This window comes from Shinella sp. Sh6, assembly GCF_055392685.1.
On record NZ_AP044005.1, the window covers coordinates 404,449 to 420,697 of the forward strand.

Sequence of the window (16,249 nt, forward strand, 5' to 3'; positions counted from 1 at the left end):
TACATGGGCGACATAGTCGATTCGAGCACGCGCTCGCGCATGATGGCGGGCATAGGTGGCAGGAACACGAAACCGGAAATCATGCTGCGCCAGCGGCTTCACCGTGCCGGCCTGCGCTTCAGGCTGCATGCGGCCGGACTGCCGGGAAAACCTGATATTGTTCTTCCATCTCGGAAGATCGCGATCTTCGTTCACGGCTGCTTCTGGCACCGACATGCTGGATGCCACTGGTGCAGCACACCGGTCACGAGAGCCGATTTCTGGAAGGCAAAGTTCGAGGGAAACCTGATTCGCGACGCGAAGGTACAGGCCGCCCTTCACGACGCGGGATGGCGGGTCGGAATCGTGTGGGAATGCGGCCTGCGCCCCCCGTTTGTGAATGCGACGGTTGAACATGTGCTATCGTGGATGCGCACCCAATCGGGCGATTTCGAAAGCGCACTTGTTCGACCGCGAGAAGGGCCGGTTCGAGTGTAGTAACGCCTCTAGAACTGAATCGAGCCCGGGCGCATCATATGGATGGCAACGCGAACGAGGATGCCGGCAAAGAGTTCTTCGCGCAGTTGCATCGTCGGTTCCGGCCATGTCGCCGGTTGATCCGGAACAACCGTTATAATGATGCGGGCATTGAATGCGAGACTCGCGGGTTCGACATATCCTGCGACCGAAAGGCAGCTTTCAGCAAGCTCAACTCCGATGGTGAACGGCCGGGATGACGGCGCGAAGCGGTCACGCAAGCTTCCCTAGATGTAGCACTTTATTTGGCTTCGATAATGACGGTTGTGAGCCCCCGCAACCAACATTCACAGCAAGCCCCGCAGCCAAACAGCCGCGGGGCTTGATGTGTTTGGCCTCCGTGCCCAACGCGCCGCGCTTGATTGTTCGCCGCACAGAGGCGACGGCCAATGTTCGCGACCAGGCCGCTTTCCACGTCTGTGCAGTCACTGAATGTCACTATCGACGTCCTTTGATAGCAGCGATAGGTGCTCCGCAGCCGAATGGCGGCATAGTCGTTTGCATATATAAACCATTCAGTCTACATTATGGCATGCAAAAGCCATCAAGCCCTTCTCCTACCATCGGCAGGCCCCGCGAATTCGATATCGGGGAGGTAACGCGAAAGGCGATGAACGTTTTTTGGGACCGCGGCTATCACGATGCTTCGCTGCCGGATTTGCTTGGTGGCATGGAGCTGTCGCGGGGAAGCTTCTACAAGGCCTTTGGCGACAAGGAAGCCGTGTTTCTCCGTGCCCTGGATATCTATATCGAAGATGCCGTTCGAGATATGCGCGAGATCCTGAAAGCCGACGTCTCGCCGGCGATCGCCATACGGAACGCCTTACTGCGATACGCGGATCTGTCGTCAGGCGATGAAGGGCGGCGTGGGTGTTTCGCGGTGGGGACCGCAACGGAAATGCTGCCGGCCAATCCCGAGGCCGCCCGGCGCATCGCTTCCTTGTTTCGCCGGCTGCAGGACCTCTTCGCTGACGCGATCGTGCGGGGCCAGAAGGCCGGCGAGTTCGGCAAGCACCTGGACGCTCAGGCGGTGGCGCATTTTATCGTCTCCCAGGCCAACGGGATGAGGGTGCTCGGCAAGGCGGGATCATCCCGCAAGCAGATGTGCGCGAATGTCGATCTCGTCATGAAACTGCTTTCCTGAGATTTGGTAGGCCCTGGTCCGGCGGCTCCCCGTGAAGGGGGTGGAAAGATTTTACTTGAAATAGGAACTGAATGGTTCCAAATAGGGTGGGGATGGGGAATGCGCGTTGCGTGCTCCGTCCTGTTAGGTACTGAATGGTTCCGAAATAGTCGTCGAAGCCGAAAATTGATCGTCGGCTTACGGCCGGTTCGGAAACGCGAATCCGCTCACCTCGAAAGGGATTAAAAATAGTGTCAAGGAAGTTCGAAAATCACGTATCCGTGGTGACCGGAGGATCCACCGGCATCGGTTTCTCCATCGCCCAGGGGCTCATCGCCGAAGGGGCCAGGCGGGTCTATATCACCGGCCGGTCGGCCGGCACGCTGAACGAGGCCGCCGCTCTGCTCGGTGGCGCGGCCGTCCCGGTGGTGTCCGACGTCTCAAGCCTTTCCGACCTGGAAAAGCTGAAGGGCGAGATCGAAGAACGCGGCGATACGCTGGATTCGGTCTTCGCGAATGCCGGGATCTGCGAGAAGAACGAATTCGGCAACACGGCCGAAGCGGATTTCGACAAGACGTTCGATATAAATGTCAAAGGCGTTTTCTTCACCGTCCAGACATTGGTTCCCCTCGTCAAGGACGGGGCTTCGCTTGTGCTGACGGCATCGATCTGCGCCAACAACGGCATGGAGGGGCTGAGCCTCTACAACGCTTCGAAATCCGCTGTCAGGTCGTTCGCGCGTACCTGGGCCAACGAACTTCGCGGCCGGAAAATCCGCGTCAACGCGCTGAGCCCGGGCTTCACGCTCACCCCTCTCATGAAGAATGGCCTCAATATGGGGGAGGCCGAGATCCAGGCTCTCAGAGACTTCACCGCTCGCGAGGTCCCGCTGGGCTACATGGCCGAGCCGGCCGAGATCGCCGCCGCCGGCCTTTTCCTCGCATCGCAGGACGCCAGCTATATCAACGGTATCGAACTGACGGTCGATGGCGGACTGGAGCAGATCTGAAGCCTGGAGACCGGACCGTCCATCACGGACGGCCCGGCACCTATCCCGAATATAGGAGATGTTTGATGAAAGTCTGGCTGATTACAGGATGCTCCGGCGGCTTTGGAAAAATCCTGGCGCATCGTGCGCTTGCGCGCGGCGACCGTGTCGTCGCCACGGCGCGCAATCTGGACTCGCTCGGCGAGTTCACCGCTCAATATCCGCAAACCGCAAGGGCTGTCGAACTAGACGTGACCCGTGCGGGAGATGCGCAAAGGGCCGTAAGCTTCGCGGAGAAAGAGTTCGGCCGTCTCGATGTGCTGGTAAACAATGCCGGCCACGGCATGATCGGCGCTATCGAGGAAGGCACGCCCGCCGAATATCGACCGCTGTTTGAAACGAATGTCTTCGGGCTGATCGAGACGACAAGGGCGGCGCTTCCCTTGCTTCGTCGCCAAAGAGGCGGCCGGGTCGTCAACCTGTCGTCAGGCGCCGGCCTGAGGGGAACCGCCGGGCATGGATATTACAATGCGACGAAGTTCGCCGTGGAGGGACTTTCCGATGCCCTCTCCGCGGAACTGGCGCCCTTGGGCATCGCCGTCATCGTCGTGGAGCCGGGGCCGTTCCGGACGGAATTCCTGGGGCGCTCGATGACGGTCGCAAGGAATGTCATCGACGACTACGCGGTTTCGGCCGGCGGCGCCCGGACCTACCGCGCGACGAACGATGGAAGGCAGCTCGGGGACCCTGAAAAAGGCGTTGCGCTGATGATGAAGGCGATCGATTCCGAAAGCCCTCCGCTCCGCCTTCCTCTGAGCGCGCGCGTCATCGAACTCGCCCATGCGAAGTTCGCCGCCTTTGGCGAGGCTGTCGCGATCTGGAAGGAAGACATCGTATCGACGGGCTTCCAGGACTAGGATCAATCCCGGCGGCATGAGGGAATGCCGCCGTTTTCCCGCCTCTGCTTTCGCGCAGTCTCCACGCGGGCGTCGCACTTGATATAACTACCTACTGGAAGGTAGATTGGCCACATGAGCAACTTATCGACCACCTCTGACGTGATCCTCGCTTCCGCGCGCACGTTGATCGTGAACGGCGGATACAATGGCTTTAGCTATGCCGACATTGCGGACGTCGTCGGCATACGCAAGGCAAGCATCCACCATCATTTCCCGACCAAGGCGGATCTTGTCCGGACACTGGTGCTGCGCTATCGGGAAGACGCCCAAAGCGGCGTCGCCGCCCTTGAGAATAGCGGCGGGCAACCCCTCGACATCCTCAGGACATATGCGGACCACTGGGCGAAATGCATCGAGGATGCAAGCCGGCCGTTCTGCGTTTGCGCAATGCTGGCGAGCGAACTGCCTTCGCTGCCGCCGGAGGTCGCGACGGAAGTGACCGCCTTCTTCCGTTTCCTCTCCAGATGGCTGACCGTCGTCATGGAGCGAGGCGCGGTAACGGGTTCCCTGACCCTGTCGAGCCCCCCTGAGGTCGAGGCGGAGACGTTCCTCGCCTGCGTTCACGGAGCGATGCTGTCGGCGCGCGCCTATGGGCGACCGGACATGTTTGCCGCGGTGCTCCATCCGGCCCTACAGCGCCTGTCCGCAACCGCTATCCAGTAATCTCGCGGGCGAGCCGTCGCCCGTGGGCAAAATGCGTTCTCTTTGCCTATCAACTAGTAGGAAGATAAATGTGATCAAGACACCGATCGCCGCCATGGCGCGCACTCGCGAATGTTCAAGCGAGGCCGGGAGGAGGCCGTTGTGTCGAGGCGGCTAGCCGCGATCGAGCCGGTTTCGGCGACGGCGCCATCGAGCCCCGTTGGTATCTGCCAGACGAATTCGATCCTGACGGATCCCGACGGGCGCTGGGTCGCCGCCCGGCAGTCGGCCATCACGGCTGGCCTCGAACGGCGCGGCCAGCCGGCGGCGGATTTTCACCGCCGGCGACCCCGGAAGCTCTCGGGAGAGAGCGAACGTATCGGAAAGCCGGCCTGGGACGAGACAACACCTCCCGGCGGCCGCGCCTTCTACATTTGAGCGTTTCGCGGGCAAGGGGTGAAACGCAGCCATCAATCGAAAACAAGGACGTATACAATGACCAACCAGACACCCGGCACCTTCAACGACAACGAATACTGGCTGAAGCGCTACTATTTCGTGCGGGCGGCATTCTCCACTATGTGGGTCATCGCGGCGCTTGTCGCAGGAAGGCAGTCGTTCGCCGTTGCCGCCCTGCTGCTGGCCGTCTATCCCGCATGGGATGCCGCGGCGAACGTCATCGATGCGACGCGAAACGGCGGTTTGGCAAGGAACCGCAGTCAGGCGTTCAATTTCGCAGTCAGTTCGCTCATGACCGTCATCGTCATCTTCGCCCTGAACGTGAGCATGAACTGGGTGCTTGCCGTCTTTGGCATATGGGCGATCTTTTCCGGTTTGCTGCAGCTAAGCGCCGCCGTCCGCCGCTGGAAGACGAACGGCGGTCAGTGGGTAATGATCCTCAGCGGGGGACAATCGGCAATAGCGGGCGCCTTCTTCATCGCCCAGGCGGGTATGCCCGACGAGCCGTCGATCGCGAATGTCGCCGGATATGCGGGCCTCGGCGCCTTTTACTTCCTGGTCTCCGCCATCTGGCTGACGGTCAGCCACATGAGGCGCGCAGCAGCGGCATGAAAACACATCCAGCCTGACCGGCCATCGCGATGACCGCGATGGCCGGTCAGGCTGGAGGGTTCTTCCGCGGCCTGACGCGACGGGGAGCGGGTACCGGCTGCTGTCTCCATGCGCCGCTAGGTGCACGACGGGGTGGACATGAATTGCGGGCGCGGTAGATAGACGTCCGGGCAACCAGTTCACCTGCGATGGAGAATGCCGTGGCGAAACCCAGCCGAACCCGCGATCTCACCTCCGGGCCGATTGCGCGCACCTTGCTCGTCTTCGCGCTGCCCGTGCTCGGCGCGAACGTCCTGCAATCGCTGAACGGGTCGATCAATGCGATCTGGGTGGGAAGGTTTCTCGGCGAGTCGGCGCTGACGGCCACGTCCAACGCCAATCTTGTCCTGTTTCTCATTCTCGGCACGGTCTTCGGCATCGGCATGGCCGCGACGATCCTGGTGGCCCAGTCCGTCGGCGCGCACGACCTGCCCGAGGCGCGCCGTATCGTCGGCACCAGCGCCACGTTCTTCCTGGCCATCTCGGTCCTGTTCGCGGTTTGCGGTTGGGTCTGGGTCGATGCGATCCTCACCCTGCTCGGCACGCCGGCCGATGCCCTTCCGCTGGCCCGATCCTATCTGCGCATCATCTTCCTCGCGGTGCCGGTGATGAACCTGCTCGCCTTCGTCATGACCGTGTTACGCGGCGCGGGCGATTCGCGCACGCCTTTCGTTTTCATGGCGCTCGCCGTCTTCCTCGACGTCGTGCTGAACCCGTTGCTCATCGACGGGATCGGTCCGTTTCCGAAAATGGGCATCGCCGGATCGGCTACCTCCACGCTCATCGGGCAGACCGTCAGCGCCGTTTCGATCCTGGCCCTGCTCTATGCGCGCCGGCATCCGCTGCGGCTTGCCGGCGAAGACCTCTCGCTGCTGCGGCCCGACGCTGCGCTCCTGCGTCTCGTCGTCGTCAAGGGGGTCCCCATGGGCCTGCAGATGATCGTGATCTCCGCGGCGGCGCTGACGGTGATGGGGCTCGTGAACACCTACGGCTCGCGGGTCGCGGCCGCCTACGGCATCGCCGCCCAGCTGTGGACCTATGTCCAGATGCCGGCCCTGGCGGTGGGGGCTGCGGTTTCCTCCATGGCCGCGCAGAATGTCGGCGCGGGCCGATGGGACCGGATCGGCCGGATCACCGCTGCCGGCGTCGGTTTCAACCTCGTGCTGACGGGCGTGCTGGTCGTGGCCCTGTACCTGTTCGACCGGGCGGTGCTCGGCCTTTTCCTGACAGGAGACAGCGCCGCCATCGATATCGCCATCCACATAAACAACGCCGCCTCCTGGTCCTTCATCCTGTTCGGCATCACCATCGTCCTCTTCGCCACGGTGCGGGCGACCGGCGCCGTCATGCCGCCGCTCATCATTCTGGTCATCTCCGTGCTGCTGGTGCGCACGACCTTCGCCTACGCATTGCGGAGCGTGCTCGGCCAGGATGCGCTGTGGTGGAGCTTCCCTGCCGGCTCGATCACCTCCCTGCTTCTGGCCGCGGCCTATTACCGCTTCGGCAACTGGCGGAACCTGCACATGATCGAGAGCCGGCCCGCCGCGGGCCTTGCCCCCGACACCGGCTTCGGCATGCCGCGCGAACGCGCGAACCTCGCGGGGGAGATGTCATCCGCCGAGCCGTGATCCGTGGTTAGGGCGATGCGCGCTTGAGGGAGCCGGGGCGAGAGCGGCAAACACAATCGCTATCAGGCGCCGAGACGGCCGGAAGGCGCATGCCTATTCGAAGAGGTCCGGGTTGTCGGCCTCGATCTGCGGCAGGTCGGCGAGGATGCCGTTGAGGTGGCGGCGCATGGCGGCCTCGGCCGCTCCCGCATCGCGCGTGTCGATGGCGGCGATGATCGCCTCGTGCTCGGCGATCAGCTTCGTCATGGAATCGGGATGGCGGAGCTGGAGGTTGCAGACCCGGTCCATGTGGGCCTTGATGTCGGAGATGGCGTTCCAGGCAAGGCCGCAGCCGGCGCCCTCGGCGATCGCGATGTGAAACTGCTCGTCCTCGCGGCGGAAGGCATTGTGGTCCTGCGCCTCCATCGCCGCTTTCTGGCGGGCGAGGATCGTGTCGATCCTGCGCCGTGTCCAGCCGTCGAAGGTCTCGCTGGCGCGGCGGGCGACGGCGGTCTCGATCGCCTCGCGCACGAAGCGCGCCTCCATCATCTGCCGGGCGGAGATGCGCACGACGACCGTGCCCCGGTTCGGGCGGATATCCACCAGCTTCGACTTGCCGAGTGCGATCAGCGCCTCGCGCACCGGCTGGCGCGATACGCCCATGCGGGTGGCGATCTCCTGTTCGGAGAGCCGCACGCCGGGCGCGAGCTCCAGCCGGATGATGGATTCGCGCAGGTCCCGCTCCACCTGCGCAGCCGCCGTCTCGCCGGTGTCGATCTTCATGGATTCAAGGTTCATTTCTTTCGCCGCCATCACGCGTTGACATCCAATTTAAACCACCATACAGTACCATACAATTCAAGCCAACAGAAATCCGGCGGCTGAAAACCGGATGATGCAACAGGGAGAGGCGGGCACCGCGTGGCCGGCCTGAAGACGATATTGCTGACCAATTTCATTGCGCCCGATTCCCGTGATCCCCGCCTCGGCATTAAATCCCGCTACCGGATGCTTGTCGATAGCAAGTCCGTGGACGCGGCCTCGGGCAGGACCATCGACCGGGTGAGCCCCGGCCATGCCGGCGTCGTGGTCGGCACCTGGCCGGACGCCTCGGCCGACGACGTGCGCACGGCAATCGCCGCCGCGCGCCGCGCCTTCGATACCGGCCCCTGGCCGCGCATGTCGGGCGCCGAGCGCTCGCGCCTGATGTTCAAGGTGGCGGACCTCATCCTTGCCCATCAGGAGGAGCTGGCGCTTGCCGAAAGCCTGGAGGTCGGCAAGCCGATTGCCCAGGCGCGCGGCGAGATCGGCTTTTGCGCCGACCTCTGGTCCTATGCGGCCGGGCAGGCGCGCGCGCTCGAAGGCCAGAGCCACAACAATATCGGCGAGGATCGCCTCGGCCTCGTGCTGCGCGAGCCGGTCGGCGTCGTCGGCATCATCACGCCCTGGAACTTCCCCTTCATCATCGCCTCCGAGCGCGTGCCGTGGGCCATCGGCGCCGGCTGCACGGTGGTGCTGAAGCCGTCCGAGTTCACCTCCGGCACCTCGATCCGCATGGCGGAGCTGGCGCGCGAGGCGGGCATTCCGGACGGCGTCTTCAACGTCGTCACCGGCTACGGCGATCCGGCGGGCCAGGTTCTGGCGGAAGACTCCGGCGTCGACATGGTGGCCTTCACCGGCTCCGTGCGCGTCGGCACGAAGCTCGGCGAGATCGCGGCACGCAGCGTCAAGCGCGTCGGGCTGGAGCTCGGCGGCAAGGGCCCGCAGATCGTCTTCGCCGATGCGGACCTCGATGCGGCGGCCGACGGCATCGCCTACGGCGTCTACCACAATGCCGGCCAGTGCTGCATTTCCGGCAGCCGGCTTCTCGTCGAGGAGGGCATCCGCGATGCGCTGATGGAGCGCCTTATCGACATTTCCCGCAAGGTGACGTTCGGCGACCCGCTCAACGAGCGTACGAAGATCGGCGCGATGATCTCGGAAGCGCATGCCGAGAAGGTGCATTCCTACGTAGAGGCCGGCGTCGCGGCGGGCGCGGAACTGCTGCTCGGCGGCGAGAGGGTCGGCAGGGACGCCGGGCTCTACTATGCGCCGACGATCTTTGCCGGCGTGACGCCCGACATGTCGATTGCCCGGGAGGAGATTTTCGGGCCGGTGCTCTCGACGCTGACCTTTAAAACGGCGGACGAGGCCGTCGCGATGGCCAATGCCACCGAGTTCGGCCTGTCGGCTTCCGTCTGGTCGACCAATCTGGAAACCGCGCTGCAGAGCATCCGCCGCATCCGTGCCGGCCGCTGCTGGATCAACAGCGTGATCGACGGCACGCCGGAACTGCCGATCGGCGGCTACAAGAAGAGCGGCCTTGGCCGCGAGCTCGGCCGCTACGGCTTCGACGAATATTCCCAGTTCAAGGGCGTGCACGTCACGCTCGGGCGCCCGGCGCCCTGGTTCGCATAACCGGCTGCCGCGAGGCGATCAGGAGGAGGAAAATCTCGGCTGGCGAAATCTTTGGTCGGAGCCCGCCAGCCGAGACTTGGGTCTTTTGGACCCGCATTGCACATCCAAAGGGAGGATACGCAAATGAAATTGACCAGGTTGAAAGCCGCGGTTCTTGCCGCGGGCGTTACCACCATGCTCGCATCGACGGCGCTCGCCGCCGACGTGAAGGCGACGATGATCATCTACCTCGATCCGAGCGTCCAGTTCTTTAATCCCGTGGTGAAAGGCGCGCAAGATGCCGCCGCCCAGTTCGGCGTCGACCTCGACGTGCAATATGCCAACAACGATCCGGTGCGCCAGAACGACCTGATCGAGAGCGCGACGGCAAGCGGCGTCGACGGTATCGCCGTCTCCATCTCCTCCTCGGACGCCTTCGACGAGAGCATCTGCGCGGCCGTGAAGGCCGGCATCGTCGTCATCGGCTTCAATAACGACGACCTCGACGGCGCCAAGGGCAATTGCCGCCAGGCCTATGTCGGCATGAACGAGTTCGCCTCGGGCTACGAGCTCGGCAACCGCATGATCAAGGAATTCGGCCTGAAATCCGGCGACGTCGTCTTCAATCCGCGCGAGATCCCGGAGGCGAGCTTCGCCGTCGCGCGCGGCGGCGGCATCGAGAAGGCGATGACGGAGGCCGGCATCAAGGTCGAGACGGTGCGCGCCGGCCTCGATCCGGCGGAAGCGCAGAACATCATTGCCCAGTTCCTCATCGCCAACCCGAACGTCAAGGCGCTGTTCGGCACGGGCTCGGTCACCTCCACGGTCGGCGCGGGCGCCATCAAGGATGCCGGCGTGGATATCCCGTTCGGCGGCTTCGACCTTGCGGTCGAGATCGTCAATGCGGTGGAGAGCGGCGCGATGTTCGCGACCATGGACCAGCAGCCCTATCTCCAGGGCTACTATCCGATCGCCCAGATCGCGCTTTCCAAGAAGTACGGCCTGACGCCGACCGATATCGATACCGGGCAGGGCGCCTTCCTCGACAAGTCGCGCATCGGTTCGGTCAAGCCGCTGATCGGCAGCTACCGCTAATCGTGCCCAGAGGGGCCTGCCGGCCTTGCCGGCAGGTTCCCGTTCCCCAACGATCGAGTCCAGACCGTGACACCCATCCTTGCAGAAAGCGCCGCGCCCCGCTCGCGCACCCAAAGACAATCCATCCTCAAGCGGATCATGGCCACGCCCGCGGGGGCGATCCTGCTCGTCTTCGTGACGTTGCAGATCGTCTGCATCGCCGGCGCGCTCCTCTATCCCGACGATTTCCGCTATCTCTCGCCGCAGAACCTGACGATCCTGATGAAGGCTGTTCCGGTGCTCGGCTCGCTGGCGCTCGGCGCGGGCGTGCTGATGATCGCCGGCGAGTTCGACCTTTCCGTCGGCTCCGTCTACACCTTCACCGCGGTGCTGATGGCAAGCCTCGTCGGCGCAGGCCTCAGCGCCTTTCTCGCCGCGCCGCTCGGCATCCTCGCCGGCGTGCTGATCGGCCTCCTCAACGGCCAGATCACGCTGCGCTTCGGCCTGCCGTCCTTCATCGTCACGCTCGGCGGCCTGCTGTTCTGGCGGGGCGCGGTGCTGCTCTACAACGGCGCGGTGCAGGTGCGCTTCGATCCCGAGCCGGCCTTCACCAGCCTGTTTTCCGGCACGCTGCTCGGCATCAATGCCGCCTTCATCTGGATCGTGCTCTTCGTTATCGGCTTCCACTTCCTGCTGCACCGCCACCGTTTCGGCAACCACGTCTTCGCGACGGGCGGCAACCGCGGCGCGGCGGAGGCCATCGGCATCGACACGAACCGCGTCAAGCTCATCGCCTTCGCCATTGCCGGCGGCATGGCGGCGGTCGCCGGTATCCTCGCCACGGCCCGCGTCGGCAGCGTGCAGCCGGGGCAGGGCGCCGGGCTCGAATTGCAGGCGATTGCCGCCTGCGTCATCGGCGGGCTTTCCCTGCGAGGCGGGCGCGGCTCGATCGTCGGCGTCTTCCTCGGCGTGCTGCTCATCCACACCATCACCGACGTGCTGCTGCTCCTGCGCGCGCCGGGCTTCTATCTCGACATGTTCATCGCGACGCTGATCGTGCTGGCCGCCATCTTCAACCATCTTATCGAGCGGCGAGGGCTTGCGTGATGTCTCATCTCCTCGAACTGCACAACATCTCCAAGAGCTTCGGCGCGCTGACGGCGCTGCGCAACCTCAGCTTCCACATCGGCGAAGGGGAGGTGGTGGGCCTGCTCGGCGACAACGGCGCCGGCAAGTCGACGACGGTCAACCTCATCTCCGGCATCCACAAGCCGACCGACGGCTACCTGACCGTCGACGGCCGGAAGGCCGCGTTCACCTGCCGCTCGGATTCGGCCGAGGCCGGCATCGAGACGATCTACCAGCACACGGCGCTGGTGGATTCGCTCTCGATCACCCGCAACATCTTCATGGGGCGCGAGCTGACGGACCGCTTCGGCTTCCTGCGCCAGCGCGAGATGCGCGACATCGCCATGGAGGTGCTGCAGAACGCCGTGCACATTTCCGGCATCGATTCGCCCGATACGCTGGTCGGCAACCTGTCCGGCGGGCAGAAGCAGGCCGTCGCCATCGCCCGCGCCGTCCATTTCAAGAAGCGCGTGCTGCTGCTCGACGAGCCGACCTCGGCGCTCTCCGTGCGCGAGACCGAGGCGCTCCTGAACCAGGTGCTGAAGCTGAAGGCGGAGAACGTCTCCAGCGTATTGGTGACGCACAATATCTACCACGCCTACCAGGTCTGCGACCGGTTCGTGATCATGAGCCACGGCACGAAGGTCTTCGACGTCGCCAAGGCCGACACGACCATCAGCCAGCTCACCGACTATGTCGTGCTCACCTGAGCGTCCCCGAAAGCAGGAGGCAGATGCCGTGACCATTTCCGTATCCGTACGCCAGGTCGTCGGGCCCGAGGACGCCGCAAGGCGCAACACGCAGGGCCTGCGCGAAGGCTTCGTCATCGAGGCGCTGTTCCAGCCGGGCGAAGTGAACCTCACCTACAGCCACCTCGACCGCATGGTGGTCGGCGGCATCGTGCCGACCAGCGAAACGCTCGTGATCGACCGGGTCGCCGAGACCGGCACGGAGCGCTTTCTGGAGCGCCGCGAGGCCGCCGTCGTCAATATCGGCGGTGCCGGGCGGGTCGGCGTCGGCGGCCGGGAATACGCGCTCGGCTTCCAGGAGGCGCTTTATGTCGGCATGGGCGAGGGGGAGCTTGCCTTTGCCAGCGACGACCCGGCCGAGCCCGCCTTGTTCTATCTCCTGAGCGCGCCGGCGCACCGCGCCTGCCCGACCGTGCACATCACGCGCGAGATGGCGAGGAAGGTGCATCTCGGCTCGGCGGAGGAATCCAACGCCCGCACCATCAACCAGTATGTGCATCCGGACGTCTGCGAGAGCTGCCAGCTCCTCGTCGGCCTCACCATGTTCGAGCCGGGCTCCGTCTGGAACACGATGCCTGCGCATGTGCACGACCGGCGCATGGAGGTCTATCTCTATTTCGGCATGGAGGAAGCGACGCGCATCTTCCATTTCATGGGCGAACCGGGCGAGACGCGGCATGTGGTCCTCAAGAACCGCGAGGCGGTGCTGTCGCCGGGCTGGTCGATCCATTCCGGCGCGGGCACCGGGCGCTATGCCTTCATCTGGGCCATGGCCGGCGATAACATGAGCTTCACGGACATGGACAAGGTGCCGATGGAAGCGCTGCGATGAGAGGACCTATGTATTATACCCTGCCTGAAGACACCGTCTGGACCGAGGTCGCACCCGGCAATCGTCGCGCAGTGCTGAGTGAGCGCCCGGAAATGATGCTCGTCGCCTTCCGCTTCGAGAAGGGCGCCGTCGGCGCCCTCCATTCGCATCCGCATACGCAGGCAAGCTACGTCGCCGAAGGTTCCTTCGACGTCACGGTGGACGGCGTCACCACGCGGCTCGAGGCCGGAAGCAGCTTCATCGTCGCGCCGAACCTCGTGCACGGCGTGGTCGCCTTGACGCCCGGCCTGCTGATCGACACCTTCACCCCGCGCCGGGACGATTTCCTGTAGGCGAGGAGGGGTAGAGCCCGCCGCAGTATGAATCAGCAGGAAACGACGGCGACGGGCAGAGAGAACTGCCGTTCGCGCAGCTTTCTTTTGAAAATATGTCGCGATGCGATGTTTCCGGTTGACAGCTCAATTTTGGGATGTAATTTGCCCGAAGGCAGATCGCCGTATTGTTGCAATCAGGATATGATCCTTAAAGAACTTTACCATCGAGCTGGGGCCGGATGCGCTGATCACCATTGTTTTCGATAGGTGACCATCCGGCAAAGGTCGCAAGTTAAGGGATGCTTTTGGCGTTAAGCATTTCTCGGATTAATTTTCTATCAGGCCCTATTGAACGTATCGGGCTGCTTCGGGGGTATCAATGTGTATGTCATTCAAGTGGCTGGTCGCCGTCGCGATGGCCGGCCTGACCGCCATGCCGGGTATTGCGCAGGCGGAATCCTTTTCCAAGCTTGCACGGCAGGATTACGCCGTCGGCAAACTCACAAGGGGAAAGTCCGGTGCGTATGGCTGGATCGTCTCGAACGGTAGCAAGCGGTTCTTCTGCCGGCTGAATGTCAGCCTGGCCTATGTCAACAAGAAGGAGATGGTGAGCCTCACGTCAAGCGGACGGATCGTCAAGCTGGACCGCGCCACCTTCGAGGCATCGATCGGCGGTCATGACCCGTCGATACCGCAATGGAGCGACCTTCAGGCAGGCCGCCTCAAGCCGGCCGATGTCGGGAGCTGCGCGCCCGTTCGCTGAAGAACATGGACACCAGCATCCTCTAAGACCGAGGCGGTTTGATCAGCGTCGCCCCGCGCTCGATGCAACTGCCGCGCGAATGTTCGCGATTCTCTATTCCGAAAGGTTGGCAATTATCCAGCCTGTACATTCGTGGCATGTCTGTCATGGGGTTAGGTACGCTGCTCCGGATCAGTGACGCTTGCCCGGCGGGAAATTGATGGTAGATATGGAGCGTGTATAGATATAGAGAATGCGACTTTATCGCGTGGCGGCCTTGGGGGACAGGGCGCTCGCGTCGATTTGGGGTTGGGGGCATGCATAAGTCGTTACTGGGCGCCGTTTCGGCAGCTCTGCTTGTTGGGGTGGCGTTTTCGCCGGTCAACGCGAATGCCCTCACGCTGAAGGAGGCGATGGCGGTCACGCTGGAGTCCAATCCCGAGATCGGACAGGCCAACGAGAACCGCGAGGCCACCGAATTCGAGCTGCGCCAGGCGCGCGGCCTTTACCTTCCCGGCATCGACCTCGAAAGCGGGGTCGGCATCGAACGGCTCGACAGTGCCTCGCGGCGCCTCGGCGGGCTTGACGACGACCCGCTCTATCCTGCCGATGTCGGCCTTTCCGTGGCGGAGAAGCTCTTCGATGGCGGCGCGCGCCGGGCCGCCCGCGTCGACAGCGCCTCGTTCCGCGTGCTCGCGCCAGCATGAACCTGGCTGCGGCCAAGCGAGAGGGATAGACCGGTGGAGCATCTCTCAAGCGCGACCTGCGAACAGGTATCCGCTACGCCGGCCTCTTCAGCGGCACAGGATACGGAACTTGTCTTTCGTGTGGTCGAGGCGGGCAAAATCCGTCGCGGCATCCGCCTCGAGGCGATCTACTGGCAGGTCTTGAGGGAAATCGCAGCCGCCAGACAGAAGAAGATCGGCGCCCTAGTCGGAAGCATTCTTGCCGAGGCTCCCCCGTCAGTCAACGCGACCGCATTCTTGCGGGCATATTGCCTGCGCTGGATGCGTGACTTGCTCGCCGCAGAGCGCGAGATCACGAATCCCGCTGGTGTCAGCAAGCTGGTGATGGCTTCGCCTGGGCCGGCTTTCGCCCTCGGGCTCGACAAGCGGCTCGTAGCCTACAACCAGCCCTTTCTCGACTACATCCAGGCTCATTTTTCAGACGCCGAGCCCGAGCCGGTGAGGCACGATCTCGGACTTGCCCTTGACGTTCAATTGTCCCCCCTGGCTGCGACATTGAAGGCAAACGGCAACCGGCCGCTGGAGATCGGTTTCGTCGTCAGCCTCGGAGGCCAGAACCTGCGGGGCAGGTTGAACGCCGTTCTGGCGGCCGTTTCAGGCCCCGGCATCATCCTCTGCTATGTCTTGCCTTGAACCAGGACTAAAGAGCCGGATTGGCATGGTGGAACGCAAGATCGTCATCGTAGAGAATCCGGAAGCCCGGCTCATTGACGAATGAGGAAGCCGGCACGGCTCCAGCGCCAGCAACGCTGCCATCGATTTCCTGCTCGAATCCGCCTGCCGCCAAACCGATGACCTCCGCGACGGCGGAGGGGATCGGCGGTGGCTCGAGTGCACTGTCCAGGAGGAAAGTCAAATCGACAATGTCGCCGCCAACGGTATCGAGACCGTCGATCACGTTTACCGCGGCAGTATCCTCCGCCGAGGCCACGACGGCGAGGGGGAGTTCGTTGTCGCTGTCCGAACCGCTTTTGAGGGTATCGCTGGCGCTGACCTGCATGACGTTCGTAATCCCGCATGGAGCTGCTGGAAACAAATCAGTCCCCGTCCATGGGGCCATCTCATCCATGCCGCTATTGGATATGCAATGCAAGGCTCTTTCGGGCTTCCCTCATTCGCGGCTATCCAGCTGGAAGAGACTGCCGAGGGGCCGCCGCTGAGACGTCGGAGGCTCACCCCGTGCCCCCTACAGTCTTGCTTGATTGACAGGTTAACCAATCGTTAAAAAAGTTTCGGGGGCTATATATCGCAGTATATTGTTTGGGCTCCCCCCCTCTTGAAC

The 16,249-nt window shown here is 63.4% G+C and carries 20 protein-coding genes; 17 read left to right on the top strand and 3 right to left on the bottom strand.

Annotated features, from left to right (window positions below; translation table 11 throughout):
• Positions 1-42 precede the first annotated feature (42 nt).
• Positions 43-477 (top strand): very short patch repair endonuclease, encoded by a 435-nt coding sequence (locus tag ACZ5TO_RS01925; protein WP_464800318.1) that lies wholly within the window; start codon positions 43-45, stop codon positions 475-477.
• Between the two features lie 8 nt (positions 478-485).
• Here the strand turns inward: ACZ5TO_RS01925 and ACZ5TO_RS01930 are convergent, their stop codons facing one another.
• Positions 486-737, bottom strand: coding sequence for a hypothetical protein (locus ACZ5TO_RS01930; RefSeq protein ID WP_464799330.1), 252 nt, complete (start codon positions 735-737; stop codon positions 486-488).
• A 389-nt stretch (positions 738-1,126) separates the two neighbouring features.
• Between ACZ5TO_RS01930 and ACZ5TO_RS01935 the strand changes: the two genes are divergently transcribed.
• From ACZ5TO_RS01935 to ACZ5TO_RS01965, 7 genes are all read left to right on the top strand, one after another.
• Positions 1,127-1,660, top strand: a complete 534-nt coding sequence (locus ACZ5TO_RS01935; protein ID WP_464799331.1) for a TetR/AcrR family transcriptional regulator — start codon at positions 1,127-1,129, stop codon at positions 1,658-1,660.
• A 263-nt stretch (positions 1,661-1,923) separates the two neighbouring features.
• On the top strand, positions 1,924-2,649 hold the full coding sequence (locus tag ACZ5TO_RS01940; protein WP_464799332.1) for an SDR family oxidoreductase: 726 nt from the start codon (positions 1,924-1,926) through the stop codon (positions 2,647-2,649).
• 65 nt (positions 2,650-2,714) lie between these two features.
• Positions 2,715-3,545 carry an oxidoreductase gene (locus ACZ5TO_RS01945; RefSeq protein ID WP_464799333.1) on the top strand — a complete coding sequence of 277 codons (831 nt, stop codon included), beginning with the start codon at positions 2,715-2,717 and terminating at the stop codon, positions 3,543-3,545.
• A 114-nt stretch (positions 3,546-3,659) separates the two neighbouring features.
• A complete protein-coding gene (locus ACZ5TO_RS01950) occupies positions 3,660-4,250 on the top strand; it encodes a TetR/AcrR family transcriptional regulator (protein ID WP_464799334.1) in 591 nt (196 codons plus the stop codon).
• Positions 4,251-4,391: 141 nt separating this feature from the next.
• Entirely contained in the window at positions 4,392-4,667 is a 276-nt protein-coding gene (locus ACZ5TO_RS01955) for a hypothetical protein (protein ID WP_464799335.1), read from the top strand.
• Positions 4,668-4,724: 57 nt separating this feature from the next.
• Positions 4,725-5,300 (top strand): DUF308 domain-containing protein, encoded by a 576-nt coding sequence (locus ACZ5TO_RS01960; protein ID WP_464799336.1) that lies wholly within the window; start codon positions 4,725-4,727, stop codon positions 5,298-5,300.
• 200 nt (positions 5,301-5,500) lie between these two features.
• Positions 5,501-6,967: an MATE family efflux transporter gene (locus ACZ5TO_RS01965; RefSeq protein ID WP_464799337.1), complete on the top strand. Its 1,467-nt coding sequence runs from the start codon at positions 5,501-5,503 to the stop codon at positions 6,965-6,967.
• A gap of 93 nt (positions 6,968-7,060) precedes the next feature.
• On the opposite strand, the gene ACZ5TO_RS01970 is transcribed toward ACZ5TO_RS01965, so the two are convergent.
• Complete coding sequence (locus ACZ5TO_RS01970; protein ID WP_464799338.1) at positions 7,061-7,762, bottom strand: GntR family transcriptional regulator; 702 nt, start codon at positions 7,760-7,762, stop codon at positions 7,061-7,063.
• Positions 7,763-7,888: 126 nt separating this feature from the next.
• On the opposite strand from ACZ5TO_RS01970, the gene ACZ5TO_RS01975 reads away from it, so the two are divergent.
• The 9 genes from ACZ5TO_RS01975 to ACZ5TO_RS02015 all read left to right on the top strand — a co-directional run bounded on the left by ACZ5TO_RS01975 (position 7,889) and on the right by ACZ5TO_RS02015 (position 15,600).
• A complete protein-coding gene (locus ACZ5TO_RS01975) occupies positions 7,889-9,403 on the top strand; it encodes an aldehyde dehydrogenase family protein (protein ID WP_464800319.1) in 1,515 nt (504 codons plus the stop codon).
• Between the two features lie 123 nt (positions 9,404-9,526).
• Positions 9,527-10,477, top strand: coding sequence for a sugar ABC transporter substrate-binding protein (locus ACZ5TO_RS01980; RefSeq protein WP_184144992.1), 951 nt, complete (start codon positions 9,527-9,529; stop codon positions 10,475-10,477).
• 66 nt (positions 10,478-10,543) lie between these two features.
• Positions 10,544-11,563 carry an ABC transporter permease gene (locus ACZ5TO_RS01985; RefSeq protein ID WP_464799339.1) on the top strand — a complete coding sequence of 340 codons (1,020 nt, stop codon included), beginning with the start codon at positions 10,544-10,546 and terminating at the stop codon, positions 11,561-11,563.
• Positions 11,563-12,294 (top strand): ATP-binding cassette domain-containing protein, encoded by a 732-nt coding sequence (locus ACZ5TO_RS01990; protein WP_464799340.1) that lies wholly within the window; start codon positions 11,563-11,565, stop codon positions 12,292-12,294. Before ACZ5TO_RS01985 ends, ACZ5TO_RS01990 begins: the two co-directional genes overlap by 1 nt.
• A 28-nt stretch (positions 12,295-12,322) precedes the next feature.
• Entirely contained in the window at positions 12,323-13,165 is an 843-nt protein-coding gene (kduI, locus tag ACZ5TO_RS01995; RefSeq protein ID WP_464799341.1) for a 5-dehydro-4-deoxy-D-glucuronate isomerase, read from the top strand.
• 8 nt (positions 13,166-13,173) lie between these two features.
• A complete protein-coding gene (locus tag ACZ5TO_RS02000) occupies positions 13,174-13,497 on the top strand; it encodes a cupin domain-containing protein (protein WP_464799342.1) in 324 nt (107 codons plus the stop codon).
• A 367-nt stretch (positions 13,498-13,864) separates the two neighbouring features.
• The gene (locus ACZ5TO_RS02005; protein WP_464799343.1) at positions 13,865-14,242 is read left to right on the top strand and encodes a hypothetical protein; all 378 of its coding nucleotides are present in this window, start codon (positions 13,865-13,867) and stop codon (positions 14,240-14,242) included.
• A gap of 296 nt (positions 14,243-14,538) precedes the next feature.
• Positions 14,539-14,928 (top strand): TolC family protein, encoded by a 390-nt coding sequence (locus ACZ5TO_RS02010; RefSeq protein ID WP_464799344.1) that lies wholly within the window; start codon positions 14,539-14,541, stop codon positions 14,926-14,928.
• A gap of 33 nt (positions 14,929-14,961) precedes the next feature.
• Positions 14,962-15,600: a ribbon-helix-helix domain-containing protein gene (locus ACZ5TO_RS02015; protein WP_464799345.1), complete on the top strand. Its 639-nt coding sequence runs from the start codon at positions 14,962-14,964 to the stop codon at positions 15,598-15,600.
• A gap of 7 nt (positions 15,601-15,607) precedes the next feature.
• On the opposite strand, the gene ACZ5TO_RS02020 is transcribed toward ACZ5TO_RS02015, so the two are convergent.
• Positions 15,608-15,967, bottom strand: coding sequence for a hypothetical protein (locus ACZ5TO_RS02020; protein ID WP_464799346.1), 360 nt, complete (start codon positions 15,965-15,967; stop codon positions 15,608-15,610).
• Between the last annotated feature and the right edge of the window lie 282 nt (positions 15,968-16,249).